The organism is Prevotella pallens ATCC 700821, assembly GCF_000220255.1.
Classification (GTDB): domain Bacteria; phylum Bacteroidota; class Bacteroidia; order Bacteroidales; family Bacteroidaceae; genus Prevotella; species Prevotella pallens.
This window is the reverse complement of the sequence record NZ_GL982513.1, coordinates 438,036-464,968: the sequence shown is the minus strand read 5'-3', so window position 1 is coordinate 464,968 and position 26,933 is coordinate 438,036. Positions and strand designations below refer to the sequence as shown.

Below are 26,933 nucleotides of genomic sequence, written 5' to 3'. Positions count from 1 at the left end.
AAAAGTGGCACCACAAAAACAATAGAAACACCATCAATATTGTTAGAAACCTATTGATTAAGTCGAATGTACAAACACAAAAAATACAGAATAAAATGTTTTATGTTGCTGAAAAATAATAACTTTGCACTTACATCTAAAGGCTTTAAGATAGAAAGATGAATAAATACTGCCAAAGATGAACTAAAGAGTACAAGAATTTTAGTTTTTGTTCTCGCCAAAATTAAGATATACTATATACAATGCAAGGCTCTTTATTTAGTGATTATTATTTGAATTATAAGTTTCCAGAACCACAATATTTGGGATCAAAATACATTCACAGGGCATGGATTGAGCAATTTATTCCTGTTGATACGGAAGTTGTTCTTGATGCATTTGGAGGTTCTCAGTCTATTGCATATCTTATGAAGCAATTGGGAAAGACTACTTACACTAACGATTTCTTGAACTTTAATTATCAAATAGGAAAAGCTCTTATTGAAAATGCAGGAGAATTGCTAACTAAAGAAGATATTGATATACTTTTCTCTCAAAACCACAACCCGTCAGAATATAATTTGATGGAGGGCTTATTTTCAAATTTATTTTTTTGCCCAGAAGAAGCAGCTTTACTCGATAGTTTTAGGAGCAATGTGCCACGTTTACAGAATACATTTAAACAAGCACTTTCCTTATCTGTTATGTGTCGTAGTATAACTAGAAAAGTAACAATGGGACATTTTGCACATACACAAGCCTTAAAATATGCAGCAGACCCCATACGAGTTAAAAGAAATCGGAGTTTAATCCGACCAGTAAGAGATATATTTCTTGATATACTACCAGATTACAATGCTGCTGTTTTTAACAATCAGAAAAGTAATAAAAGCTTCCATAAAAATATTTTGGAACTTCTTCCCACATTATCTAATATCGATTTAGTTTATTTTGACCCTCCGTATTGTAATAGCCATGCCGATTATCAATCATTTTATCATCTTTTAGAAACATTCGTAGAATATTGGAGAGATAAGGAGTTTGTTAATGGTATAAAACGCTATGAACCTAAGAGATATAGCGGCTTTGATAAAAGTAGTGAAGCTATTTGTAGTTTTAAATTGCTATTTAAAAGAGCACAACACATTCCAACTTGGCTTGTTAGTTACAACGATAGAAGCTATCCTGACATAAACACAATGATAGAAATGATAGAACCATATAGAAATGTTAGGGTTGAACATAAAAAATATACAAATGGAAGAGGAGGAAAAGGTAGTGTTGCAGGCAGTAGCGAGATATTATTAATTTGTACACCAAAAATAAAAGAATGACAAACTTCGAAAAATGGAACAATGCTTTTTCGTTACTCGAACCCAAAATCACAGAATATCTCAATAAGTTCTCCGCAAAATCATTAAAAAAGATTACTTTCAATTTTAAAGGAACAAACTATACAAGCCTATCAAATATTATTTTTATAGTAAAAGAATAACGATAACTTTTATAAAGCAACATAATATTGAAGTAAAAAAAATACTGCTTATTTTTAATAATAACCTTAATTTAATAAAGGTAGACATATTCATTTACAATAGATATATCTACCTTTATCTGTATAAAAAACTTTCTTATTTTTATTAGACGAATTATACTAATTTTCAAAGATTAAAAGCACACTTGCATACAACCATCTATATGCTTATTTCCGTTAATTGTAATATCCGTTAGATGTTTTTTCATTTTTTTTCTTGCATAATACTTTTATTTACCTTATCTTTGCCTTCTGTAAAAAGAATATACATTCTTTCTTTCGTCTAACTATAAGCAATAATACAAGAAACAATTTAAATTATGAAAAAAACAATTCTATCATTATTAGTATTACTTACTTGTGCTATTGGCACAGTAAGCGCACAATTACCATCGGTAACACTTAAAGACATTAACGGTAAGGCTGTTCGTACAGATACTTTATCAAATAATGGCAAGCCATTTATCATAGATTTCTTTGCAACTTGGTGTAAACCTTGCAATCGCGAATTGAAAGCTATTAGCGAAGTATATAACGATTGGCGCGAAGAAACAGGAGTAAAAATATTTGCAATATCTATAGACCAAGCACAGAATGCAAACAAAGTGAAACCACTTGTTGATGAGAATGGCTGGGAATACGATGTATTGCTCGACCCAAATAGCGAATTTAAACGTGCTTTAGGTGTACAAATGATTCCATACGTTCTTATTTGCGATGGAAAAGGAAACATTGTGTACAAACATAATGGCTATACAGAAGGGGCAGAAAACGAGTTAATAGAGAAAGTTCGCGAACTTGTTAAATAAGCAGATAGTATGAAAAAAAATATTTGCTTACTATGCCTGCTTGCCCTTGGTGCAGTAAATGCAAACGCACAAGGGCAAGACGAAAACAACGATAATAAAGTTTCGGTTACTGGTAGTATACAGAGCGATATTCTTGTACCACAAGAAGATTTAAAAATAGGTTCGCCCAAATATAAAGACAAGGTACTTACAAACACTTTTCTCGATTTAAACCTGATTAGTAAGAATGTTGATGCGGGAGCACGATTTGAATTTCTAAAATATCCATTACCAGGTTTCGAACCAGACTATAAAGGCTATGGCGTACCATACTTTTATTTGAAAGGCAAATTTGAAAAGCTCGAAATTACATTAGGAAACTACTACGAACAATTTGGTTCGGGCTTTATATTACGCACTTACGAAGAACGTAGCTTAGGAATAGACAATTCTTTATTAGGTGCACGCGTGGTTTACAAACCTTATAAAGGAATTGTGCTGAAAGCTGTAACAGGCGAACAGCGCAGATATTGGGCACATAACGATTCGTGGATAAATGGTGCTGATTTAGAATTAAATCTTGGCGAATGGTTTGCAGGATTGCAAAAGAGCGATACAAGAATTATGTTAGGTGGTTCGTTCGTAAATAAATACGAAGACAACAAAACAGATAATATAATGGTAGACCGTACGCACAAATTAAACCTTCCACAAAATGTAAATGCGTGGGACGCTCGTGTACAATTGCAAAAAGGTGGCTTTAATATTCTTGCCGAATATGCACAAAAAACACAAGACCCATCGTTTACAAATGGTTATATTTACCGTACAGGAAACGTAGCTATGCTTTCTGCTTCTTATTCTCAACGTGGAATGAGTGTACTTTTACAGGCAAAACGCTCTAACGATATGGCTTTTAAGAGCAACAGAAATAGCATAGGTGTGTCTTCTTATATAAACCATTTACCAGCTTTTACACAAGACCAAACTTATGCTCTTGCTGCTTTTTATCCGTATGCAACTCGTCCAGACGGAGAATGGGCATATCAAGCACAGTTAGGTTATAAGTTTAAACGCAAAACTTTTATTGGAGGTCCTTATGGTATGAATGTAAAAGTGAATTTCTCTCACGTGCATGCCATCGACAAACATATAAATCTTACAGGTTCTATTGATAATGTAACCACAAAAGGTTCAAAAGGTTACGGTTCTGCTTTCTTTAAATGGGGCGACCAAACCTATTATCAAGACTTAAATATACAGGTTGAACGCAAAATATCTAAGGCATTCAAGCTAAATTTAATGTATATGAACCAATTCTACAACAAAACAGTGGTAGAAGGCGAAGGAGGAATGATACATTCCGACATATTTGTTGCCGATGGTAAATATACATTCTCTCCAAAGATGAACCTTCGTGGCGAGGTGCAATACCTTTCTACAAAGGGCGACCAAGGCAATTGGTGGTTTGGATTATTAGAATTAGCAGTTGTTCCTCACTGGATGTTTACTGTAAGCGATATGTATAATTCAGGCGAAACTAAGTTGCATTACTATCAAGGCTTAGTAACTTTCAATGCTGGTGCACATAGATTGCAAGTAGGTTATGGCCGTACACGTGCCGGTTTTAACTGCTCTGGTGGTGTATGTCGTTATATTCCAGCAAGCAAAGGCTTTACTGTTTCGTACAATTATAATTTCTAAACAGAACATAATATGAAGAAAATATTTCCATTAATAGTAGCAAGTGTAGCAATGTTTCTTTCGTCGTGTGCAAATGTAGACGAAGGCGACAGATATATAAAGGTAGAATCTTCTGATGCTAAACGTGCAGTACTTGTAGAAGAATTTACAGGACAGAAATGTATAAATTGCCCTGAAGCTCACGAAGAATTAGCAAAGATTCAAAAAGAATATGGCGAAGACAATGTTATAAGTGTTTGTATACATGCTTCTGCGTTGGCTGTTGCTCCATTAAAAACAAGTGTTGGCGAAGAATATTTTAAACATTGGAATGGCGATAAACTTCCATGTGCTGTAATAAATAGAAATACTAGCGCATTGGGTGTTTCGGCGTGGGCTGGTGTTATAAATAGTGAACTTCAGAAGACCACCACCGTTAAACTCTCTATGGCTAATAATTATAATGCAGCAAACCGACAATTGTCTATAGATGTAAATGCGTTAAGTTCAGAAAAGCTAAATGGAAAGTTGCAAGTGTGGATTGTTGAAGATGGTATAGTTGCCGTACAATTGCTAAAAGGCAATAAGAAAGATAACCAATATGTCCATAATCATGTATTTCGTGCAGCTGTAAATGGCACATGGGGAACCGATATTGCTTTACAAGAAAATGTAGAAGCAAAGAACAACTTCTCTATTCAGTTAGATTCAAAATGGAACGAAAAGAACATATCTATTGTTGCTTTTGTTTATAACGATTCTGGCGTTCAGCAAGTAATTAAACAGCATTTGAATAGTTAATAGATATTTTAATTAAAAAACTAGTAAACAATGAAAAAAATATTACTCGTAGCAGCCGTATTGTTCTCAATAAGTATGGGAGCAATGGCTCAAAGTGCAAAATCGGCACTCCAGTTTGTAGACGATAAGGGGAAAGTTATACCCGACGGTTCTGTATTTGAAGTTACAGAATTAGTAAAAGATGAAGATTTTGGTGAAATTTTTATGAAACCAAATCTGTTTATTAAGAATGTTTCTGGACAAACCAAAGTGGTTGCTATGAAATTAGATTTAAAATCTATGCCAGAAGGACGTGTTCAGTGTTGCATTGATAATTGTATGATGTTTAGTAACCCAGCAGTAGAAATATCAGGATCAATATCAATACCAGCAGGAAAGTCTGAAAGTATAGAAACAGAATGGTTCCTTCCAGAGGGAACTACTACTCCAAAACATTGGACTGCTGTTTTAACCGCAGGTTTATGTAAGGCAGGAGGAGCTGCATACGAATATGCAGAAGATGGACCTTCTATTAAAGTTAGTTTCGGAAAAAACGCAACTGCAATAACTTCTGTTAAAGAAAACACTGTAACAGAAGTAGAACGCTACAATGTTCAAGGACAGAAAATTTCAAAGCCTTGCAAAGGAATTAATATCATTAAGCTATCTAACGGCAAAACCGTTAAAAAGTTGATTCCTTAATATGCAACGAAAAGCAGAGAAATCTGTCGTTTTATAAATTAGTCTATATATAGACAGGCATTAAAAGCCATATCTTTTTTCGATTGAAAGATTAAAGATATGGCTTTTATTTTGCCTATTCCCGTGAATAAATAAGCCTTAATTTATATTTTTCTGAAATACTTCTTTTTCTTACCTGAAAATAAAGACGTGCATTTAATTTTAATTAATTGTATCTATGGAAGAAACTTATTATATCCATAGATTTACCAGTTGAGATATATTGATAGAATGGTGCATTATATAAGTAAGCTCTTTATATATATTCACTATAAGCTTATTTTTAGAGAATAAAGAAGCCGAATAAACGAAAAATATGCATTGTTCTGAAAATTATAATGTATTTTCTTGCATAATGTTTTTCTTTTTTTACTTTTGTGGCAAGAAGAAAACAATACCTTGATAAAATCTATATAAAAGAAAACTTTATAATAAACAATTTAAAAACAAATCAGAATTATGAAAAAAATTTTACGTTTACGAGTTTTGGTAGCAGTTCTTTTTACTGCTTTTGGAGTGTCTAACAGTTTTGCGCAAAGCGATATTGACGAACAACTTGTTTTTCTTGGCATAACTATGACAAAAGATAATGGAAACAGCCTTGATTCTGAGCGCAAGTGGGTTAAATCTGGCTCTGTAAAATACGATGCCGACACACGAACCATTACATTAGACAATGCCGAAATTGTTGTTACTGCCGAGAATTGCCCTCAATACCAATCAGAAAGTGGAACATGGTATCCTGTAATTGGTACATTCCGTTTTTATTGCCCAACAGATAACATTACAGTGAAGTTAATAGGTAAGAACTCTATAACAACAACTCAAACTGGTTTTGTTATGCTTACATACCAAGAAGCAGAATCTGTAAATATTGATATGATAGGTGGAGGTAGTCTTTATATTAATGCAGGCTTAAATGGTATTGACGACAGACATAACGGTACATTTACTATAAAAGATGTAGACTCATTAGATGTTAAAGCAGCTCGATGTGGTATTGCAGGTGGATATACAAGTCGTTTAATAGTAGACAATTCAAATGTTAAGTCGGAAGCTCCATACGGAGCAATATGTTCTTTCAAGAAGTTTTCTATGAAAGGTGTAAAATGTGTTTCTCCAGTTTCTGATCCAACTGCAACAGATGCAGATAAAGAAGACCCAAACAGCACAAAAACAGTATCGTTTGAAAAAGGTGGTGTAACAAATGCTTATGGAACTCCATGGGATATTGCTATTTTGCAGCGCGAGTCTACAGCAGGCATTGAATCTAAAACAACAGTAAAAGATAATGCGAAGATAGTTGCTGTTTACGATGTATCGGGTAGATTACTTAAAGATTTACAGAAAGGCATAAATATTGTTCGTTACAGCGATGGTAGCATAAAGAAAATTATTAAGTAATGCAAAAAAGAGTTGGCATTAGAAGCAACATAATTGTTTAAGAATAATGCTAATTCGTTAAGAAGATATAAGGAAACTCATAATCTTTTTATAGTGTGTGAGTTTCCTTTTCCCAAAAGAATTTATTACCAATAAAAGATATTTGCAACTTATTAAAAACAAAGTTGGAAAAGGTTTGTTGGTACTAAACAATTTATCACTATACATTTATTTTATGAAGAAAATTTTGCTTGTATTTGTGCTTTTCTCATTGGGAAATATTGTGCGAGGAAATCCCATAGGTGTAGAGAAAGCACGACAAATAGCTTTAGAATATATAAAAAATAATGGTGCATACGCTCCCAGCAAGTATGCGCAAGTGGAAAAGGTAATAAAGAAAGTGCCACTTTCTACCAATGCTTACTACATATTTAATGTAGGACAGAACAATGGATTTGTAATAGTATCTGCCGATGATAATATGCAAACGGTTTTGGGACATTCTAAAAATGGAACATTCAATGAGAAGAATATCCCAGACGGAATGAAATGGTGGTTGGAATGTTGTCAGCGTTACATAAAGTTTGTTGCTAATAATAAGCAGCAAGCTGTATTGGCTACAAACGAAAAGCTGAAAGATTTGCCCGAATTAGTAGAAACAAAATGGAATCAAACAAATCCTTATAATCTTGAATGTCCAAAATTCGATGAAGGATATGCTGCAACGGGGTGTGTTGCTACTGCAGCAGCACAAATTCTGAAGTATTATGAATGGCCACAAAACGAAACTCCAGTAATTCCAGGTTACGAATCGAAAATACAAAACTACAGCCAGATACTTGAAAACCTGCAACCACGAAAGTTTAATTGGAGTGCTATGAAAAATAGCTATAAGTATCAGGAAAATGCAAACGAAGTAGCTTGGCTTATGCGTTATGTTGGTCAGGCTATGAAGATGCAATATTCGCCTAAAGAGTCTGGTGCAAATGTTTTGGTGAAAGCATTCAAAGATTATTTTGATTATGCTACTACAACACAAGAAATTGAACGTTCTTCGTATACAGAAGCAGAATGGCAACAAAGAATTTACGATGAAATAAAAGAAAAACGTCCAGTACTTTACACTGGTGGTAAGTTTGATGTTAATTCTGGAATTATAGGCTATCACGCTTTTGTTTGCCACGGATATAAAAATGGTAAGTTTATTATAAATTGGGGTTGGGGTGGAATGTCTGACGGTGAATACGATTTATCGGTACTTAACCCATCAATGCAAGGAACAGGTTCGTTTGCTGGAGGTAGTGGTTACACTATTAAACAAGCTGTTATTGTAGGATTAAAGCCTAATAAAACAGGACAACAGGCAGAAACTACGAATACAATATTTGTGCAAGATATAAAAGATGTACAAGATAAGTATCAGCGCACAGATAAAACAACAGACTTCGTTATAAATAAACTTACTTTGAAAGTGTTGGCTAACAATTACACACAGCAGAATATTACTTTTGGCTGGCAACTTCGCAATGCAGAAAACAAACCTGTAGAAGGTGTTGCAATTCTTGGTAAAACGAATGTTATGGATATTGAGCCAAACAATAATACATACGAATGTGTAAATAAATCGTTGGTATTTGGTAAAAATATATCTAATGGAACTTACTATCTTGTTCCTATGTTCGCTACAAATGCAGACGGCAGCAATAACTGGAAAGCTTGTGCAAACTCGAGTATGTATATAAAACTTAATATTAGCGACAAAGAAATGCTTACTACAGTTTTTGCCAATAGAAGCGATATAGAATGTAAAATGCTGAAACACGAGGGACAAGCAGAAGAAAATATTGAAACTAAACTTACAGCAACAATTGCAAATAACGGTATATCTAACGCTGTAACAGTTTATATTTATGACAAAACTTCAGCGCGTAATGCAAATGCTGTTGGGGTAATGATAGATGCAAATAGAGAGAAAACTGTAGAACTACCATATACACCGCGAACAGCTGGTAAGCATTTAATAGAACTTTATGCCGACAATGCACGGAAAATAAAAATTGGGGAGATTGAAATTAACGTGAAAGGAAGCATAGAAACATCATTAACGCAAAGTGGTTTTAAAGTAAAAAATGCACAAGGTAATGTTGTTATGGATAAGTTTGAATGCGAAGTTACGATAGAAAATTGGGGTAATAATACTTATCAAAATAAGATTGTTGCCATTCTCTCAGACCGTAATTCGGCAAATGTAGAAACATTAGAACAAAACGTTGAGATAAAAGACGATGAGAAAAAGACACTTACATTTGCTTTTACTAAAATGCAAGATGGTAACGAATATTGCGTGAAGCTCTATTACATTAATAAGAACTTGCAAACACGCTTGTCTTTAGCTACGCCTAAATATTACGTATTCCGTTTGAGCAATGGAATTGAGGTGATTGAGAATGGTAATTCTGATAATAGCATTGTTACTATCTATCGCATTAATGGTAGTATAGCAACACGTGTGCAACAAAACATGTTGGAACAAACTCTGAAAACAATGCCTCGTGGTGTTTATATTGTAAATGGTAATAAATATCTGAACAATTAAAAACAAAGATAGACTTTCCTATTAGTAGTGAAAGTCTATCTACAATAAAATTTAAGACAATAGACTATGAAACATATATTAATGTCGTTAATGTTTGCTTCTGCTTCTATTTCGGCAGTGGCACAAGACATACAAATACAGAATTTGCCTACTCTTTCTGAAACAGTAGCAAAGGCTAAAACACAGATAGAAACGAATCAACGTATAATAAGCGACTATCTTGAAACTGCAGGACATGGGGCAACTCCTTTTAATAATGGCGAAACAATGATAGGTTCGTTCTATTCGCAAGAAATGTTGAAACCTTTCGTTGGGTGCAGAATTAAATCAATAAGAGTGCTTTCAACAGATGCAAGTCGCATTAAAAGTATCTTTGTTAGAGAAGGCAGCACTATATACGATGCAATAGAAGTAAAAACCGAAGAGCCACTCGGTAATTCTATTGACAACAATTGGTACGAAACTAAACTGAATAAGGATATAGAAATTACACCAGAAACGAAAGGATTGGCTATAGGTTATAACTTGAATAATGAGAAGCAAGGTAAAATAACAATAGGAATGAATGGTGTAGACTCCTATAAAGGCAATATTTACACTTTCTTTGACGAAACGAACGAATGGGTAAATCGTTCTGCAAACCAACAATTCACATTGCCTGTACAATTAGTAGTTGAACCTGCTGCCGGAACTACTATGAGCGAAATTGTGGTTAGCCATATAGAAGTGCCAAACTATACTGAAGTGGGAAAACCATTAAATATTGATTACTGGATAACCAACGCAAGTGCAACGCCCATAAATAACTTTGAACTTGAAGTTAAGGTAGACAATAAGAGTGTAAAGACCATAACTGTGGACCAAGAAATTAAGGTTGGCGAAACAAACAAGAAGTTCAGCATAGAAGAGATACAACCCAATATCTCTGTTGTGGGTAAACACGACCTTGCTTTGGTATTGACGAAAATAAACGGAACAGTACTTACAAACGTAAAAGGTGTAGAAAACAACCACAAAGTGCTTTATTATAAAGATGTAGTTGCACGCCAAAATACATTGGTTGAAGAATTTACTTCTGAACGTTGCGTAAATTGCTACAGAGGTGTTCGAAATATTAAAGCCTTAAAACAACGTCAGCCTGATATGGTTATGGTGGCAGTGCACTTAGACGAAATTGCATATCCCGACGATGTAGCTGCAACCGAAAGTCAGTTTCTTAAACGAATTGCAAATGTTATCGGAATACCATCGTTTGCTTGCAACAGAGTTGCATTTAGCATAAACAAGAAAGAGACAATTGCAAATCCTAGTATTGCTGCCGAAACGTCTCCAGATGCAACTGCTATGATTGATAAGATCTACAATTATTCAAAAGCTAACACTTGTGTATTCTCTACATTGGCTATTGCGAACAAATACGATAAGGACAACAAGAAAATTAATATAACAGTAACTGGCACTGGCGTGAACAAAGCGAAAGAACTTTTGGAAGACTATGCGCTATTTGTTCTTATTACCGAAAATAATGTAGACGGACATCAAGGCAACGAAAGTGGAATGACAGAAGAAACGAAACACCAAAATGTGTTGCGTGCATACGTCTCAGATGTAAAAGGCGATAACAACCTTATGTGGGAAGGCAATAACTTTACAAAAACTTACGACTTTGCAATACAAAACAGTTGGAAGCCTGTAGATTTAGAAGTTGTAGCATTCATTGCACCCAAAATAAAAGAAATAGGGGCTAATCTCGAAATGTTAGCTGTGCAAAACTGCGTAAGCCAACCGCTTGTCAACGACCCTAACGCAATAGAAAACATAACTACTGTTCAGCCTATAAAGGTGGTAGAACGCTACAACATTAAGGGACAACGCATAGCAATGCCACAGAAAGGCATCAACATAGTGAAACTCTCTAATGGTAAAGTTGTGAAAGAAATAGTGAAATAATATTCTTCTACAACTGCAAATACCGTTTTGTAGAACTTCACTAACAATAAATAAAAAGTTCGCAAGCTTCTTTCAAATAGCTTGCGAACTTTTTTCTGTTTATACATAAACAAATTGCCTAAAGCTAGCAATCGGTCTTATCTTCTTTCTCTTTCTAAGAATGTAGACAGTGCGTGACGAATGGAGCGCAAGCCAAATTCTTCGGTGTGAATATCGTCAAGGTTTATCCACAATGCTTCTTCTGCATCGTCGTTCGATTGTAGTTCTGCTTCGTTGCTAACCTTGCAAACAAAAAATGTATCGAGCGTAGGCACAATAAACCCGCTGTATTCGTATCGGTTGGGAAGAGTGGTGAAGAAATTAAACTCGCTAACTATTAATCCTGTCTCTTCTTTTACTTCGCGCATTAAAGCCTCGTTTATATTTTCGCCAATATCCACAAAACCACCAGGCAGATCGAGTGTGCCTTTTGCTGGAGCTTTGCTACGACGCAGAGTTAGCAATTGCCCTCTACTGTTAAGAATGAAAGCTGCAACAGCGGCACTCGGATTTAAATAGTATTCAAAGCCGCAACGTTTGCATCGTTTACTTTTTTCGTCTTGTTCTTCAAAACCACTACTACCACACGCTGGGCAGTATTTGAACTTATCTAATACGTGCATTGTTTCTGTTTGTTTCTAAAGTTGTTAATATAAGGTCTATATTATTAAAAATAGTTTAAGCATATCTCTATTTGTATGCTGCACTTGCAAATGTACTAAAAACTCTAAAAACAAGCAGCTTTATTCCACTGTTTTTTAGTACTTTTGTGTGCAAACTTGATTTGAGCCATAGCTTGGATTGTGAACAGATTACTTTTCAGAAATAAGAATAATGAATTTTAAGAAACTCTTTTTAATAGTTGGTTTATTAGCCAATGTCGCATTTGTTGCTGCACAAAGCAGTTTTGAGGTGAAACTTTATAACAGTCGTCCGCCGTATAGCAATGGCGACGATAGAGACACTGCCAAAGTGCGTGTCTATCTACCTGCCGACAGAGAGGCTACTGGCAGAGCTATTATTATTTGTCCGGGCGGTGGCTACAGTTCTCTTTCAATGACTACTGAAGGCTACGATTGGGGCGAATTCTTCCAAAATCAGGGCATTGCTGCCATTGTTTTAAAATATCGTTTGCCAAATGGTAAACCAGAAGTGCCTATTTCTGATGCCGAACAAGCTATAAAACTTACACGTATGAATGCTGCTTCGTGGAAAATAGACCGTAACAATGTGGGTATTATGGGATTTTCGGCAGGTGGACATTTAGCTGCTATGGTGGCTACAACATCGAAGGGCGATGCTAAACCTAATTTCCAAATATTGTTCTATCCGGTTATTTCTATGATGGAAGGTTACGGACACGAAGGAAGCTTTCGCAACTTCTTAGGGAAACACCCAAGCAAAAGCGACCAGAAAAAGTATAGTGCCGATATGAACGTAACGCGTATTACGCCGCGTGCTTTTATTGCGCTTAGCGACGACGACGATACGGTGCCACCAGCTAATGGTGTAAACTACTATAGCGAACTTTATAGAAACGATATTCGTGCTTCTATCCATGTATATCCTGGTGGTGGACACGGCTGGGGCAGCAAAATTGGTTTCAGATATCACGAGGAACTAATGATGGATTTAAAAGCTTGGCTTCGTAGCTTCTAATTGCAGTTAGAAGTATAAATATAAACACTTTTTAGCAGAAATATTGTCTAAAAGTAGTATCTTTGCAGCTGTTAATAGCTTATTTCATAATAAAACCTGATGAATATGAAAAGAAAAACAATTGCATTGCTACTACTTTTGCTATGCGTACTAAATGTGAATGCACAAGACGACAATGTGCGTACAAAGAGTGTTTATGTAGAGGCGTTCGGTCCTTCGAATAGTATTGGAATAACTTACGATGCTCGTTTCAACGAAAATTCTCGTTGGGGATATCGTGTTGGATTTGGTTTCGGATACGCAAGCAGCACGTCTATTTTCTATGGCAAAACGTCTACACGTGGATATACTGTACCTTTAGGGCTGAACTATTTAGTGGGCGGAAAGAAGCACAACTTGGAACTTGGTGTGGGTTTGAACGCCGGATTTTACAATAATCACGACATCGCATTAGAGCCTTGGTACATAGAAAAAACTCCTGGTAATATAGAACAGATTGGTTGGACTGCTAAACCTATAAAGGAAAACAAGTTCGGAACGTTTGCTTATGGCACTGTTGGCTATCGCTACACTGCTAAAAAAGGTTTCCAGTTTCGCATAGGCATAACGCCTGCAGTGGCTTTTTCGTTTAAGGGCATTTATAGCCACAGAGTTGCGTTTGCACCATACATTAGTTTTGGTAAGGCGTTCTGATATTAGTTCTCAATTAATAGGCGTTATTCTATAACCATATTTGTAGAGTTCTTAATATTCTATTTCCATAAAACTTTTACTGTATTGCACACCAAAAGCGCTTGTTCTCTATTGAGGACAGGCGCTTTTGCTTTGGCTCTTGCTACCATTCTGCAATGCTTTTTGCACGGTGTTTAAAAGGCTACACTCTGTTTAAATGGTGTTTATATGCATATTAAACAGTGTTTTTAGTAGGATGTAACCATATTTCTACACGCATTGCGTTGTTTTATTTACACGTAAGTAGAGTTTTATTTACGTGTAAGTAAAACTTTATTTACGTGTAAGTAAAACTCTACTTACACGTAAATAAAACTGCAGAACACCTATATAAACATTGCGAAAGCATAAAGATAATGTTGCAGAAGGCTGTAGCCGATGTTGCAGAAGCCTATTTGTGCATTTCGTTTTTGGCTTAGAACACATAGCAATATACAACAAAAACCCCTTGTTCGAAGGTACGAACAAGGGGTAAAATGAAAAAAAAAATTCAGAAATGCGGGAGTATATGGTGTAAACTCCCTACGGCTCTGCAATGCAGAGTGTGCTATTTGTCTTCTTGGAACAATGGGTCGTCTGGCATCACCATAATAGGTTTCTGCTGTTCTGCCTTTAAAATGTTTTCGGGAACATACTTTTTGTCTACCACCAGACGGAAGCTGTATTCGTTAAACCATGGATTAGTCATAATTAAACACCCGTTATATCCATTTGTTGGACCCCAACTGTTCTCCACCATCCACTTCTTTGGCTGTCCGTTTTCGTCAAGGTCTACCGCACTAAGTGTCATTGCGTGTGTAGAACCACTATCGAATGTTGAAATGCGTTCGGCTTTATTCATTGGGAACGATGTGCCAAAGAGCGTTGCATAGTCGAAGTTATCTAAGTCTAAGAAACCATTTTTACGGTCTAATTGTTTGCCCACATCGTAGCTCGAATACATTTTAGTGTTGTCTTTTAACGATGCTATAGCCATCTTTGCAATGTCTTCCATTGGCAGGTTTATGTACTTCCAGTTGTGCCCATCGTATGTATGGCGGTCGTATTGCACCTCGTAGGTTTTGTAGTATTCGCGTCGTGGGTCGTTCATAGCCATAATAAAAGTGCCATTAAGCTTGCGTCCTACCACTTCGTCGCGGAACGTTTGTGGTGTGTAGGTCTTTGGTTTGCCAACGCTATTGCCATTCTTATCCTTAAAAGCATACTCAAATGTTTTCACAGGTTCGCCCAATGCGAGGGTAAGAATGTGGTAAATGTCGCCCAACATTTCGGTTTTGCGTGCCTTAATAGCAGCAGCTGGTTTCTTGTTGGCTACCATTTTGCGGAGTTCCAAACCATATTCGCGGAGTTTAGAAGATATGATAGATGCCATGCGAGAGGTGTTTTCAGCCGAATAGCTCTCTGGCATTACCTCCATAGGCACCAGTCCGTATTTGTCTACAAGGTCGGCAACACCACAGAAAGTACCACCATCGCCAATGGGACTCTTAAAGAAGAATTGCACCATAGGGTCGTCCATAGGTTTGTTTGCATTGTCTATAACTCCCTGCAACATAAGGTTGGCTTTCTCCAATTGGTCGTGAAAACTAAGATAAACGTGCGAAAGCTCTACGCGTAACGTATCTTTGTGGTTGCGTGCAAAGTTAGAACGCAGCACATTTAAGCCCGAAAAGAGCCAGCAGCGTCCCGAACTCTTTTGGTTGTGAATGTTCTGTTTGGTAGTTTCTACGCTGAAATGGGTATCAAAGCTACCCACTTTCTTAAAGTTACGGGCAAGGTCGTCGATGGCATTCGTCTTAATAGCGTTTGCTAAAGCACGATTTGCAGTAGACGAACTTCCTGCAGTAATCTTGTCCATCATTTGCTTGTCAATTCCCCCAGCCTTTGTTTGTGCTTGCATAGACACGGCAAAAGCAAGCAATCCACAGGCAATAAACGTTTTTTTGTCCATATAATTTGTTTGTACTTTTATAGATTATTTCTGTATTTATAGTATTCTGTTAGTTGTTCTCTCCACCCATTTCCATATCTCTTTGCGTGGAACACCATCTATTGCGATGGTTTTGCAAAGATAGATAAAAAACTTTAATTCCACAACCAAATTGCTAATCAATAGCCAAAGCCTATATATTCCACTCGGTTTTTATGGTCAAATAGCAACTATTTCCACACTATCGTCTTGGTATTTCTCTATAAAAGGTTTACCTTTGCACGCATAAATCACACTTTTATGCAATGAAAAATATATTGAACATAATTGTAGCAAGTACTTTCTTCGTAGGATTGGCTGCACTAATGAGTAGTTGTGGCGGTGAGAAGTTCCATGTAGAAGGAACAATAAGCAATGCAAACGATTCTATTCTCTACTTTGAGCACAACGGATTGACAGGCTTTACTACCGTAGATTCTGTAAAACTTGATGCAAAAGGTACATTTTCGTTTGCAAGCGATAAGGTAAACAATCCGGAGTTCTACAGATTGCGTATTGCCGGACAGATTATTAATGTTGCGATAGACTCTACAGAGACGGTTAAAATAGATGCAAAATATCCGCAAATGGCTACTGATTACAGCGTGAATGGGTCGTACGAGAACGAGAAAATAAAGGAATTAGCATTGAAACAAATAAACCTGCAAGCTCAGTGTCAGGCTCTTTATGCTCAGCAACCACAGGCTGCCGATTCGCTTGTAGACCAACTTATTCAGGCTTATAAGCAAGATGTGTCGCGCAACTATATATTTAAAGAACCAATGAAAGCATATAGCTACTTTGCACTTTTCCAATATATAGTGTTGAACAACGAAGCTCGCCTTATATTTAATCCTGCCTTAGACCCACAAGATAATAAGGTGTTTGGTGCGGTTGCTACTAGTTGGGATACATATTACCCTAATTCGGAACGTGGAAAGAATCTTCATAATATAACAATAAAGGGTATGCGCGATAATAGAATAGCAGATGCCAACAAGAAAAATATTCAGATTAACGCAGAAGAAACAGGCGTGATAGACTTGCCTTTGCGCGATAATGAGGGGAGAATGCACCACTTAACCGACTTAAAGGGTAAAGTTGTGCTACTAAACTTCCATGCTTTTTCTCTACCAAATTCGCCAGAATATATTATGCAAATGCGCGAATTGTATGACAAATACCATACGAAAGGATTGGAAATATATATGGTGTCGCTAGACGATAACGAACATTTTTGGAAAGAAAGCGTAGCTAATCTGCCATGGATTAACGTTTACGACAATACTGGAATTAGCGAAGCATATACCAGTACAGCAACAACAACTCCTATTATCTATCTTATCGATCGTAATAATACGGTTGTTAGAAATCCAGCACAGATAAAGAATTTACCTAAAGAGATAGAAGCACTGCTCTAAAGCAGACTTACATTACCCATAAACAACGAGCCGCTATTTCCACTTTGCATAGAAATAGCGGCTCGTTGCTGTGTGAATAGACTTTATAGCATAATACTTCCTTTATAGTTTATGTTGCTTTAAAACATTTCCTTCCATATCGTAAGCAGTAAAAGTTCCACCTTCGTACACCATAAATGTAGCCACATTGCCACCCTTTGGAAAGGTTATTGAACCCGTGTTGCAGATGAGTGTTCCTGCTTTTGGGGTTATTTCCCACAAATGAGTATGCCCATAAACAATAGCATCGCACTCCCCTTTCGGCATATTCTCCTTATTATATATATGCCCATGTGTAAGAAACAGCTTCTTGCCTTCGTCTACCAACAATACATAATCGCCAAGAAGTGGAAAATTCAACAACATTTGGTCTACTTCAGCATCGCAGTTTCCACGTACGGCAACAATATCTTTAGCACGTGCATTCAGTAGTTCAACAATGCCTTTAGGGTCTATTCCTTCTGGAATAGAGTTGCGTGGACCATAGTTTAATATATCACCTAAAATGCAGAGCATATCGCAATGATGCTCATCGTAAAACTTTAGTACCTTTTCTAAGGCAGGACGACAACCGTGAATATCGGATACCAATAAATATTTCATACCATTCTTTTTGCAGCAAAGGTACTATCTTTAATTGGTAATAGCTGTTTTTTATGTATGTAATTATGCAACATAAATAATATTTATTATCTTTGTGATATCTAAACAATACAAAGAAAGGAGCAATACTATGGAAGTGAAAGATATTTTTGAACTGAGAAAGCAAGGAAAGATAGAAGAAGCATACAACGCTATACGTCCTATGTACGCAGCACATAAGGGGCATTACACAACAATAGCAATGTTCTGGATAGGTGTAGATGTTATGCGGCTACGCTATAAACAACGCCGTTTGGAAGAAGCATACAAGATATTCCAAAGCCTTTTACGACTTTATCCTACTATGGACGATAGTTCGTTGAGCGGACAAGCTACGCTATTGCGTGCCGCAATGTTTGTTTTCGACCATAATACCAATTTTTCTATTCTTAATTTTGTGCTTGAATGGGATATAATAACGAAACTTACAGACGACGATTGGTTAATGTCTGAAAGCAATGGACATCCTGTTCAGTCGTTAGGAATGCGTATTGTTGGGCGAGTTTTTAAGGAAGTGGAAGGCAAACCAACAGTAGAAATGGCGTTAAAAGCAGCTCCAATACTTGCAGAAGCACTAAAACACAGCCCTTATAATCTTAATAATCAACGCTATAAAGCTATGGTTTATTCTATAATGGGGAAGCGTAATAAAGCAATAAATATATATAGGCACTTGCTACGAACTCGACATAAGTCGGTTTTATATAAAGAATTATCGGTATTAGTAGTGGAACAATCGCTCAAAATAGCTCTGCTAACACGTGCCATAGCAACACAACGCGACGAAAAGTTCCGCCAACGTATGCGCTTTCAGCTTGCAAATATGCTATTTAATACCCACAAACCGTATGCAAAGTATGAAATAGAGAAATGTATTTCGGCACGTAAAGCTGCTAAATATGCTATAACGTGGGAGATGCAAAACCTCTCAAACTGTTTAAAAGAGGTGTCTGCTGCATCTGAAATAGACCATAGGGCATTCTATCAGGCACAAGCAGCCATAGTAGAAAAGTATGTAAAGGCAATAGATATACTTTAAAAGCTATGTTGTTTCAAGGTACTTTGTTCTATTATCCTACTTTAAACTTCCAATAAATGATAGCAACCACCAGCCATAGTTCTTATTATTCCTTTCATTTCCAATTCGAAAAGCAAAGCCATAAGGCGTGCCATAGATAGGTTGGTTCGTACAGATAGCATATTTATTTGTTGGTCGTTCTGTTGCAGAAGTGCTTCTACTACAGTTTGTTCTTCGCTGTTTAGGTTTGGAAACAGTGTGCGTTCAATGCCTTGTTGTTGTGCCTTTTCTAACTTGATATCGTTATCCCAATTCATTGCTTTAACGAAATCGTAAGCCGAAGTAATTAAACTTGCACCATTATCGCGTATTAATTGGTTGCAACCCTCACTATATTCTGCCCCAATAGCTCCAGGAAAAGCAAACACTTCACGGTTATAGCTCCGCGCAATGTTGCATGTTATAAGTCCTCCACCTTTATTTGCCGACTCAACAAGTAGGGTTGCATCTGTACAACCTGCCACTATTCTGTTTCGCTGAACAAAGTTTTTAGGCACAGGTTGAGTGTTTGTGGTGTATTCTGTAATGACACCACCTCCCTTCTCACACATTTCCTTTGCAGTTCCGGTATGCATACGTGGATAGACTATATCTAATCCGTGCGCTACAACCCCCACAGTTTCCATATTGTTTGCCAAACTTTCACGATGTGCACAGATATCTATGCCGTATGCCAAGCCACTAAACACGAGCGCATCTGGACAGATTGACTTTAATTCGCGTATGAAAGCACGAATTAAATCGCGACCATATTGTGTACAATTGCGTGTTCCTATAATGTTTAGCGTACGGTGTTTGTTTAAATTTACATTACCTTGCTTGTACAAAACTATCGGTGCATCTGGACATTCTCTAAGCCTTTGTGGATAGTTTTCATCGTTAAGGCAGAGCACCTCTATGTTGTTTTGCTCATCGTATTGTAGTTCACGTTCTGCAAAAGATATAACATTATCCCAGTTTTCCAGTGTTTCAACAAGACGTTGTGTTGCATCTGGAAGAATATCGTGTATGTTATTACGGTGTTCATAGATAGCTGTTGCCGACCCTGCTCTTTGGTAAAGTTCCATTAGTGCTGGCAAATTGAATCCGCCTAAACGAGTAAGCGCAACGGCATAGAGGTGTTCTTGTTTCACGGTTTATGCTTATTTTTTTCTATCAGTTTATTTTTGTTCTAAGAAAGGAGCAAAAGCATCGTCGTAATCTTTGCTTTCTGCCAGTCGTCCGTTAATCAAAATAACAAGTGTAACATCGGCATGGAAACACAAACGATCGTCGCTTGCTCTGTAAAGGTCGTGTGTAAATATATAGCGAATACCTTCTTTGCGTAGCGCTAACCTTGATATAAATTCATCGTCGCACGTTAATGGAGTTTTATACTCTAGATTCATACGAGCTACAACGGGGTCTACTCCTTTATCATGTAGCTTTGAAAAGCTTATGTTTAACGAACGAATAAAACGGTGTCGCGTATGTTCTGTATAGTGTAGATAGTTTGCATTGTTCACAATACCCTGTATATCACATTCATAGTCGCGTACTTCCATTCGTGTTTCGTATATGTACTTTGTTGTTTTTCTCATTGTTTTTGTTTCCTTTCTTTTAAATATTCGTATCCTATTCTGCACCGTAAGCACTCTTTACGGTCGCAATAATCTTTTTTCAGTTGTATTAATGCTTGCGAATCGCCAGCTGTTTTCACCGTTAATCCTACCTCTTTCCACATTCTAACAATATGATTGTTTTCGGCTTTCAATGTTTCTAAGAAGGCAAAAGCGCGGTTGCAAAGTTTCTCAGACATCTTATATTGACCATAAGCAAATAAGAATGGTACAATGGTATTAATAATAATGAGTTCTATTGAGGTTTTCGATAAGTATTTTTCCGACTTTTTATTATCGTTACTACCAAATGTATAGTGTGTTTCCCAATAGGGTGTTACCTGCGTTTCTAATAGTTCAGCAACTTCTTTTATGGTGGTGCAATCTATCATTTCTGCTAATCCAGCTCGTCTGTTATAGTAAAGTTGTGCGAGTTGCGCTATGCGAATGTATGGAAAATTCTGAGGTCTTAACCTTAGAAAGTGCCACAAATGTCCGTCTATTGGTGTGAGCGAGAATTTGTGTGCCAAATATTTGTACTCGCGTTGCAGATGCAGAAAATATTCGTCTGTTACAGCTTTATCGCTATGTTGCTTTGGTAACGCATTGGCTTGCAATAGTCCTGCCTGTCCCATAAAGATAGTTTCTATTTGGAATAGGTCGTCGCGATGATGATCTACTGCATGAAAAGGGATTGTTTTTGCCCATTGTTCGAACGCATCACCGTTTATTCCGAAACCGAAATTGCGTGCTAACGACACAAAATAGGTAGCTTCCCAATCACCGTTGCAAGCTTTTAATCGTTCGGATATGGCGATTGTGCGTTGTTCTAACCGTTCTGCTTGTAGTGCACTCAGCCATGAATGGACCATAAAATTTGGTAATTCGGGTACTATTTTATAACAAGGTGGATAGGCATCGGCAGAAAGTAGATCTTTATAATGTTGTTTTACAGATAGTGGAACAGGCAATACAAGCTGAGGCGGAGTATCTCCATTCTGTTTCTTAACCGTAATATCAGATTGTTCTACAACGTGCAACACAACATTATTATAGTGTGCATCTTTTTCGTGTCCGTGTACATACCAATCGGAAGCTTTATCGTGTATCTCAACATTACCTACCCACACCGTATCGTTAATTCTTATTTTTGCATTAAAAAAATCGGGGCCAGCATTGCTGTTAGGTAACCCTACGTCTATCACTTCTACCAATTGACCATCGGTAGTAGTGAGTTGTGCCAGTGGAAATAGTTTATGTTTCCACACGTAGTGGATAAGTTTTTCCATAGTTAGTAATGCTTTGCGAGGACAAAAATACAAAAAATAGTCCGACAAATAAAGAAGTTATATTGCTTTTTCGTGAGTAAATGGAAATTGCAGACTACTTTTTATGTTATTATTTATTTTGGGAGGCATACGCTGAAACTGTTTGTAAGATCTATATGGCTGACTATATAAGAATAGCTGTATATATAAAATAAGCCAACCCTCTTACAGATGTATTAAAAGGTTATAAGGAAGGCTGTGCCAAACGTAAGAGAATGAGCTCTTATTTGTTTGCCTTCTGTGCGGTAAGGTAATAAATCGTAGTCTACTAAAAGACGAATACCATAATGTTGGTGTGCTTTAAATGTAAGCGAAAAACCTGTACCAAGACTAAAACTATGTTGCGAATCAATAAGATAGTTTGTATTTTGTAAATCGGGATAACGTACACGTTCTACGAGAAGTTTACTTCCTACAAGCCAACGTACCGACAGAGGATAAGAAAAATAAACACCTCCACCTAATCTCCATGTATCGAAAGCATTGTTTTCTGCTCGTGTGTTGTCTACAATAATTGAAGCTCTTGTAACCGAAAAACGTCCGCCAACACCTATATATGGATTGAAAAAATATGCTCCTTCGAGTGCAGACATACAACCCGATGATACTTTGAACTTTGAATTAATGCCTATAGGATAAGAGCCTAAGGGTAAACTCATTTGAAAATTAAGGCTAAGGAATGATGGATTTTGCCATCTATTAAATGTATTGTTATTATTTACATTGTTTAGTCCACGGCTTTTGAATATCAAATCGGCAAAATAATATCCTAATTCGGTAGAAAGTATACCTATTCCAGCACCCATAAGCACATCGCTCAACCAATGTTTATTATTTGCCATTCGCATTATGCCCGTTGCCGAAGCCACTGTGTAGGCACCAATACCTATCCAAGGACTTCTGTCGCCATATTCTTTAGTCAGCATAGTGGCGGTCATAAAGGCTGTAGCTGTATGTCCTGAGGGGTAAGATTTATTATTTGATCCATCAGGACGTTCTACAGATGTGGTATATTTCAGCGAATTTACAATACTAGCCATAATGGCAGTTGCAAACAAATCGGAGGTTAACATTCGTTTCCAGCTACTTCTACTAGGCTCTCCGCCCAACTTTAATCCTAACAAAACGGCAGCAGGAAGATATTGTGTGTAGTCGTCTAAGTGGCGATTAAACTTTGGTAAATAGTCGTTTCTTAATCCTCGAAAGTGTTTATCTTGTCCTTTCGCAATAAAACTGTTTATTATGAGCGGCATACTAGAATACATTATTTTATGAAAACGAGTATTACTGATATGTTCAAGCACATTTCCAACCTTATGAAGCACATTACATGTATCGTTGAAAGTAGATAGACTGTCGGCTGAAATATTTTTGTGTGTATATGTTATGGTATCGTTCGGCAAAATACAAGCCTTTACAGGGTTGCAAATAAAAGTAAGAATAGCGATGAATAGAGAAATTTTGCTAAAGTAGATTGTATGTTTTTGCTTACTTTTCATTAATATTTTATTAAGTTGCAGAATAGCAACAGCAAAGTTATAACTTTTTTTAAAGAAAAATAATATATAAAGTAGAAAAAAACTTTTTTGTAGCTTAAACATTTGTAGATTAAGGATAAATTGAATACCTTTGACTGTGAAAACATAAGATCTATAAGTCTATGGAAATTGCAAATAATAATAGTTACTGTGTTATACTGGCAGGAGGTAAAGGTAAAAGACTATGGCCAGTAAGTAGGGAAAAGTATCCAAAGCAGTTTATCGACTTCTTTAGTGAGGGAAGAACACAGCTTCAACAAACTTTCGATCGGTTTATTAATATTGTTCCAAAGGATAATATTTTTGTTGTTACTAGTGATATATATCACGATATAGTACGAGAACAGTTGCCAGAAGTTAGCAAAAACAACATAATTGTAGAGCCTGTTTATAGAAGTACTGCCCCTAGTGTTGCATGGGCTACCCGCTGTATTGCAAAACGAAACTGCCATGCAAATGTTATAATAACGCCATCTGATCAGAGTATTTTAAACCACAAACTGTTTACAAACGGCATTCTCGAAGGTTTGAATTTTGTTAGCACACACAATTGCCTGTTGGCTATTGGTGTGCAACCTACACGTGCAGAAACTGCGTATGGATATATTCAGAAAGGAAACGAAAGCACTGTTGGTAATATATATAAGGTGAAAGCTTTTACCGAAAAACCCGATGCTGCGTTTGCACAAATGTTTGTTGATAGCAACGAATGGCTTTGGAACACTGGAATGTATGTGGGAAATGTGCAATGCTTAAAGTCTAATTTACACCAATGTCTATCGGTTGCGCAAATAGATTTCGATGCTTCACCACAAGAAATAGATTCTGCCGACGATGAAACTTACGCTAAAACCATTTTCCCTGCGTTCCCCAATATGTCTATTGACTATGGTATTTTAGAAAAGTCAGCTGATGTACACGTACTGAAATGTAACTTTGGCTGGGTAGATTTAGGAACATGGCATGGTATGTATGAGTCGAAAAGCAGAACTAAAGGCGATAATGTTGTTGCTAATGGAGATGTTTTGTTCGATGATTCGAGCAATAACATTGTAAGATTGCCTAACAATAAGTTTGCAGTTCTGAACGGACTAGATGGATATATAGTTGCAGAAGAAGGTAACGTACTGTTGGTTTGCAAGAAAGAAAACTCGTCTGCACTAATAAGGAAGTATGTTAACGAGGCGCAAATGAAGAAAGGGGAAGAGTTTATTTAACCCTAAACAGATGCAAACAAACTAACGTTCTATTGGTGTTTCACAATAAAGATGATATAAAACAAATTGCTTTGTTCTACACAAAAGCAACCTTTACATAAAAAGCCATCGGGAATGTACTAATGCTACATTCCCAATGTATTTATTTACCGTTACTCTATTTCTCGTAAATCGTCTGCAACATACCACCCAAAGAGTCCTTTATGCGTGTAAAGCAGAAAATGTTTCCCCGATTCGCCATCATAAAACGACAAGGTAGCGTAATTTAGGTATGTTTTGTTTTTAGGAAGATAGAGTACATAGCGATGAATAGCAAGCGGTCGGTAGTAATAGCGTTTTACTTTTGTTTTGGCTAAGGTTACAACTTGACTTTCTGACTGGCTCGAGCCAAAGTAAGAATTAGAGAAAAAGACAAGAAAGAAACTAAAACCCGCAAAAAACAATATACCGAACCAAGAAGTAATAGCAATGTATAAAAAGTTACCGAGCTTATTAGAGGAATTTTTATATTTCTTTACTATCGTAATCATACCACTACTTATGCAAATAGCAAGAATTGCTACTCCTAAAAGGTACCAAGAGAGTGGGAAGTGGAATGGTAATATTGTATTTGCATAATAAATAAAGCCTTGATAACAAATAAAAAGCGATGCATAGAAAACAGCTACACTAAGCAAAGTTCCTATTGTTATAATTGTTAAAGGACTCCATTCGGTTCGTTTAGACAGCTTTCTGCTACATTTATTGTTTAGTAGCCAGTCGGTCCAAGTATCATCTTTTATCTCTTTCATATTTCCATATATTAACAAACGAGAATATACACTTTTCTATGTATAAACTCGTTTGTATGCTTATTTTCATATCTCTAAATATTACTTAATCTAGCTCTTTAAAAGCTTTAAAAATTTTAGCAGCTATCTCTGTTTGCTCTTCTGCCGTTAGATCAATATGTTTATGAAAGTCTACATCGGCTTCGCTATTAATGGGTAACAAATGAATATGTGCGTGGTCTACTTCGAGTCCTAAAACTATTTGTGCAACTTTTTTACACGGAAATGCCTTTTTTATGGCACGAGCAACTTTCTTTGTAAAGAGCTGAAACGCTGCCAAATCATCGTCGTCCATATCGAAAATATAGTCGATTTCCTTACGAGGAATCACTAACGTGTGTGCTTTCCCTATAGGATTGATATCGAGGAAAGCATAAAACTTATCGCTTTCAGCACATTTATAGCTTGGTATTTCACCAGCAGCAATCTTTGAAAAAATAGTCATAACAATATTTTTCTTATGAAACTTAGAGATTAATAGAAATTTCGTCTACTCTCAGCTTTATCTTACCACGTGGAATTTCTATTTCTACTTCGTCGCCCACCTTTTTGTTGAGGAGTCCTTGTGCAATAGGTGTCTTTATAGAAATTTTTCCTTGCTTTAAATTTGCCTCAGATTCGCTTACTATCGTATATTCCATTTTGGTACCATTGCTCAAGTTCGTCATTTTCACAGTAGACATTATTTGTACTGCTTCGTTGCTTAAACGCGATGTATCTACAATCTTAGCTTGAGCAATTGTCATTTTCATTTCTGTTATTTTCGCTTCGAGATGGGCTTGTGCTTCTTTAGCCGCATCATACTCAGAATTTTCACTTAGATCGCCCTTATCAGCTGCTTCTGCAATTGCTGCTGATGCTTTTGGACGCTCTACCGATTCTAAACGCTGCAATTCAGCCACGAGTTTATCGTAGCCATCTTGTGACATGTAGGACATAATCTATATCTTTTTATTTATACGCTTTTCAAAAGAAATATAAAAAAGACAGAATCCTAACATCTCTCCGTATGTCAGAATTCCATTCTACTTTTTTTATTTCCTCTATTATGATGGTGCAAAGATACTCCTTATTTTCGATACTTCAAAACAAAGGAGGTTAAAAAATATTAGTCGCAGACATCGAAAACAATACTATTTACTTTTTGGTGCATATCTCTTGCTCATAAAAAGACTATTTACCCTAATTATTTATTGGCTTACTAACCCTTTGTTTATGGTGTAGACGCATTGCGACACATACACTTTAGCAATGCCAAATACATTATTCTGCCAAAATCAGCACCCTAAATCGCCTATTCCATTCATCAGCGTTAGTCGCAATCAGAAACTATTTCAGTGTCTCTACAAATCAAATATGCTATACTTTGATATTTATACCACCCAAAGTAGTGCAAAAACAGCAAAAAA

Annotated in this window: 24 protein-coding genes; 14 read left to right on the top strand and 10 right to left on the bottom strand. The window is 36.5% G+C overall.

The features are described 5' to 3' along the window. The first annotated feature begins 242 nt into the window (after window positions 1-242). The 9 genes from HMPREF9144_RS01885 (at window position 243) to HMPREF9144_RS01850 (ending at window position 11,434) form a co-directional block, all read left to right on the top strand. The gene (locus HMPREF9144_RS01885) at window positions 243-1,313 is read left to right on the top strand and encodes a DNA adenine methylase (protein ID WP_006044121.1); all 1,071 of its coding nucleotides are present in this window, start codon (window positions 243-245) and stop codon (window positions 1,311-1,313) included. Continuing rightward, entirely contained in the window at window positions 1,310-1,474 is a 165-nt protein-coding gene (locus HMPREF9144_RS13225) for a hypothetical protein (protein WP_006044120.1), read from the top strand. Before HMPREF9144_RS01885 ends, HMPREF9144_RS13225 begins: the two co-directional genes overlap by 4 nt. A gap of 359 nt (window positions 1,475-1,833) precedes the next feature. Further along, a complete protein-coding gene (locus HMPREF9144_RS01880; protein WP_006044119.1) occupies window positions 1,834-2,322 on the top strand; it encodes a TlpA family protein disulfide reductase in 489 nt (162 codons plus the stop codon). A gap of 9 nt (window positions 2,323-2,331) precedes the next feature. Then, window positions 2,332-4,005 carry a DUF6029 family protein gene (locus tag HMPREF9144_RS01875; RefSeq protein WP_006044118.1) on the top strand — a complete coding sequence of 558 codons (1,674 nt, stop codon included), beginning with the start codon at window positions 2,332-2,334 and terminating at the stop codon, window positions 4,003-4,005. Window positions 4,006-4,017: 12 nt separating this feature from the next. Beyond that, window positions 4,018-4,785, top strand: a complete 768-nt coding sequence (locus HMPREF9144_RS01870; RefSeq protein ID WP_006044117.1) for an Omp28 family outer membrane lipoprotein — start codon at window positions 4,018-4,020, stop codon at window positions 4,783-4,785. A gap of 30 nt (window positions 4,786-4,815) precedes the next feature. Further along, window positions 4,816-5,466, top strand: a complete 651-nt coding sequence (locus HMPREF9144_RS01865) for a hypothetical protein (protein ID WP_006044116.1) — start codon at window positions 4,816-4,818, stop codon at window positions 5,464-5,466. A 498-nt stretch (window positions 5,467-5,964) separates the two neighbouring features. Next, a complete protein-coding gene (locus HMPREF9144_RS01860; RefSeq protein ID WP_006044115.1) occupies window positions 5,965-6,909 on the top strand; it encodes a hypothetical protein in 945 nt (314 codons plus the stop codon). A gap of 214 nt (window positions 6,910-7,123) precedes the next feature. Next, window positions 7,124-9,484, top strand: a complete 2,361-nt coding sequence (locus tag HMPREF9144_RS01855) for a C10 family peptidase (RefSeq protein ID WP_040595492.1) — start codon at window positions 7,124-7,126, stop codon at window positions 9,482-9,484. Between the two features lie 66 nt (window positions 9,485-9,550). Next, window positions 9,551-11,434, top strand: a complete 1,884-nt coding sequence (locus HMPREF9144_RS01850; RefSeq protein ID WP_006044113.1) for an Omp28-related outer membrane protein — start codon at window positions 9,551-9,553, stop codon at window positions 11,432-11,434. Between the two features lie 137 nt (window positions 11,435-11,571). On the opposite strand, the gene HMPREF9144_RS01845 is transcribed toward HMPREF9144_RS01850, so the two are convergent. Beyond that, window positions 11,572-12,096 (bottom strand): NUDIX hydrolase, encoded by a 525-nt coding sequence (locus HMPREF9144_RS01845; protein ID WP_006044112.1) that lies wholly within the window; start codon window positions 12,094-12,096, stop codon window positions 11,572-11,574. 211 nt (window positions 12,097-12,307) lie between these two features. On the opposite strand from HMPREF9144_RS01845, the gene HMPREF9144_RS01840 reads away from it, so the two are divergent. Both HMPREF9144_RS01840 and HMPREF9144_RS01835 read left to right on the top strand, forming a co-directional pair. Then, window positions 12,308-13,132, top strand: a complete 825-nt coding sequence (locus HMPREF9144_RS01840; protein ID WP_006044110.1) for an alpha/beta hydrolase — start codon at window positions 12,308-12,310, stop codon at window positions 13,130-13,132. Between the two features lie 105 nt (window positions 13,133-13,237). Next, window positions 13,238-13,825 carry a hypothetical protein gene (locus HMPREF9144_RS01835; RefSeq protein ID WP_249031148.1) on the top strand — a complete coding sequence of 196 codons (588 nt, stop codon included), beginning with the start codon at window positions 13,238-13,240 and terminating at the stop codon, window positions 13,823-13,825. A 586-nt stretch (window positions 13,826-14,411) separates the two neighbouring features. Here HMPREF9144_RS01835 and HMPREF9144_RS01830 read toward each other — a convergent pair. Then, window positions 14,412-15,815, bottom strand: coding sequence for a C1 family peptidase (locus HMPREF9144_RS01830; RefSeq protein WP_006044108.1), 1,404 nt, complete (start codon window positions 15,813-15,815; stop codon window positions 14,412-14,414). 284 nt (window positions 15,816-16,099) lie between these two features. Between HMPREF9144_RS01830 and HMPREF9144_RS01825 the strand changes: the two genes are divergently transcribed. Beyond that, window positions 16,100-17,254, top strand: a complete 1,155-nt coding sequence (locus tag HMPREF9144_RS01825; RefSeq protein ID WP_006044107.1) for a TlpA disulfide reductase family protein — start codon at window positions 16,100-16,102, stop codon at window positions 17,252-17,254. 102 nt (window positions 17,255-17,356) lie between these two features. Here the strand turns inward: HMPREF9144_RS01825 and yfcE are convergent, their stop codons facing one another. After that, the gene (gene yfcE, locus HMPREF9144_RS01820) at window positions 17,357-17,896 is read right to left on the bottom strand and encodes a phosphodiesterase (RefSeq protein ID WP_006044106.1); all 540 of its coding nucleotides are present in this window, start codon (window positions 17,894-17,896) and stop codon (window positions 17,357-17,359) included. Between the two features lie 130 nt (window positions 17,897-18,026). Between yfcE and HMPREF9144_RS01815 the strand changes: the two genes are divergently transcribed. Beyond that, window positions 18,027-18,974 (top strand): tetratricopeptide repeat protein, encoded by a 948-nt coding sequence (locus tag HMPREF9144_RS01815; RefSeq protein ID WP_006044105.1) that lies wholly within the window; start codon window positions 18,027-18,029, stop codon window positions 18,972-18,974. Between the two features lie 41 nt (window positions 18,975-19,015). On the opposite strand, the gene dprA is transcribed toward HMPREF9144_RS01815, so the two are convergent. The 4 genes from dprA to HMPREF9144_RS01795 all read right to left on the bottom strand — a co-directional run bounded on the left by dprA (window position 19,016) and on the right by HMPREF9144_RS01795 (window position 23,438). Next, on the bottom strand, window positions 19,016-20,146 hold the full coding sequence (gene dprA, locus HMPREF9144_RS01810; RefSeq protein ID WP_006044104.1) for a DNA-processing protein DprA: 1,131 nt from the start codon (window positions 20,144-20,146) through the stop codon (window positions 19,016-19,018). A gap of 27 nt (window positions 20,147-20,173) precedes the next feature. Beyond that, a complete protein-coding gene (locus tag HMPREF9144_RS01805; protein WP_006044103.1) occupies window positions 20,174-20,593 on the bottom strand; it encodes an acyl-CoA thioesterase in 420 nt (139 codons plus the stop codon). Next, window positions 20,590-21,900 carry a DUF2851 family protein gene (locus tag HMPREF9144_RS01800; RefSeq protein WP_006044102.1) on the bottom strand — a complete coding sequence of 437 codons (1,311 nt, stop codon included), beginning with the start codon at window positions 21,898-21,900 and terminating at the stop codon, window positions 20,590-20,592. Before HMPREF9144_RS01800 ends, HMPREF9144_RS01805 begins: the two co-directional genes overlap by 4 nt. A gap of 215 nt (window positions 21,901-22,115) precedes the next feature. Then, window positions 22,116-23,438 (bottom strand): phosphatase PAP2 family protein, encoded by a 1,323-nt coding sequence (locus HMPREF9144_RS01795; RefSeq protein ID WP_040595489.1) that lies wholly within the window; start codon window positions 23,436-23,438, stop codon window positions 22,116-22,118. A gap of 161 nt (window positions 23,439-23,599) precedes the next feature. Here HMPREF9144_RS01795 and HMPREF9144_RS01790 point away from each other — a divergent pair, with 161 nt between their 5' ends. Continuing rightward, entirely contained in the window at window positions 23,600-24,694 is a 1,095-nt protein-coding gene (locus HMPREF9144_RS01790) for a mannose-1-phosphate guanylyltransferase (protein ID WP_006044100.1), read from the top strand. Between the two features lie 152 nt (window positions 24,695-24,846). On the opposite strand, the gene HMPREF9144_RS01785 is transcribed toward HMPREF9144_RS01790, so the two are convergent. From HMPREF9144_RS01785 to greA, 3 genes are all read right to left on the bottom strand, one after another. Beyond that, on the bottom strand, window positions 24,847-25,485 hold the full coding sequence (locus HMPREF9144_RS01785) for a hypothetical protein (protein WP_006044099.1): 639 nt from the start codon (window positions 25,483-25,485) through the stop codon (window positions 24,847-24,849). Window positions 25,486-25,570: 85 nt separating this feature from the next. Continuing rightward, a complete protein-coding gene (locus tag HMPREF9144_RS01780) occupies window positions 25,571-25,969 on the bottom strand; it encodes an HIT family protein (RefSeq protein WP_006044098.1) in 399 nt (132 codons plus the stop codon). 22 nt (window positions 25,970-25,991) lie between these two features. Further along, window positions 25,992-26,462 carry a transcription elongation factor GreA gene (gene greA / locus HMPREF9144_RS01775; protein ID WP_040595358.1) on the bottom strand — a complete coding sequence of 157 codons (471 nt, stop codon included), beginning with the start codon at window positions 26,460-26,462 and terminating at the stop codon, window positions 25,992-25,994. Between the last annotated feature and the right edge of the window lie 471 nt (window positions 26,463-26,933).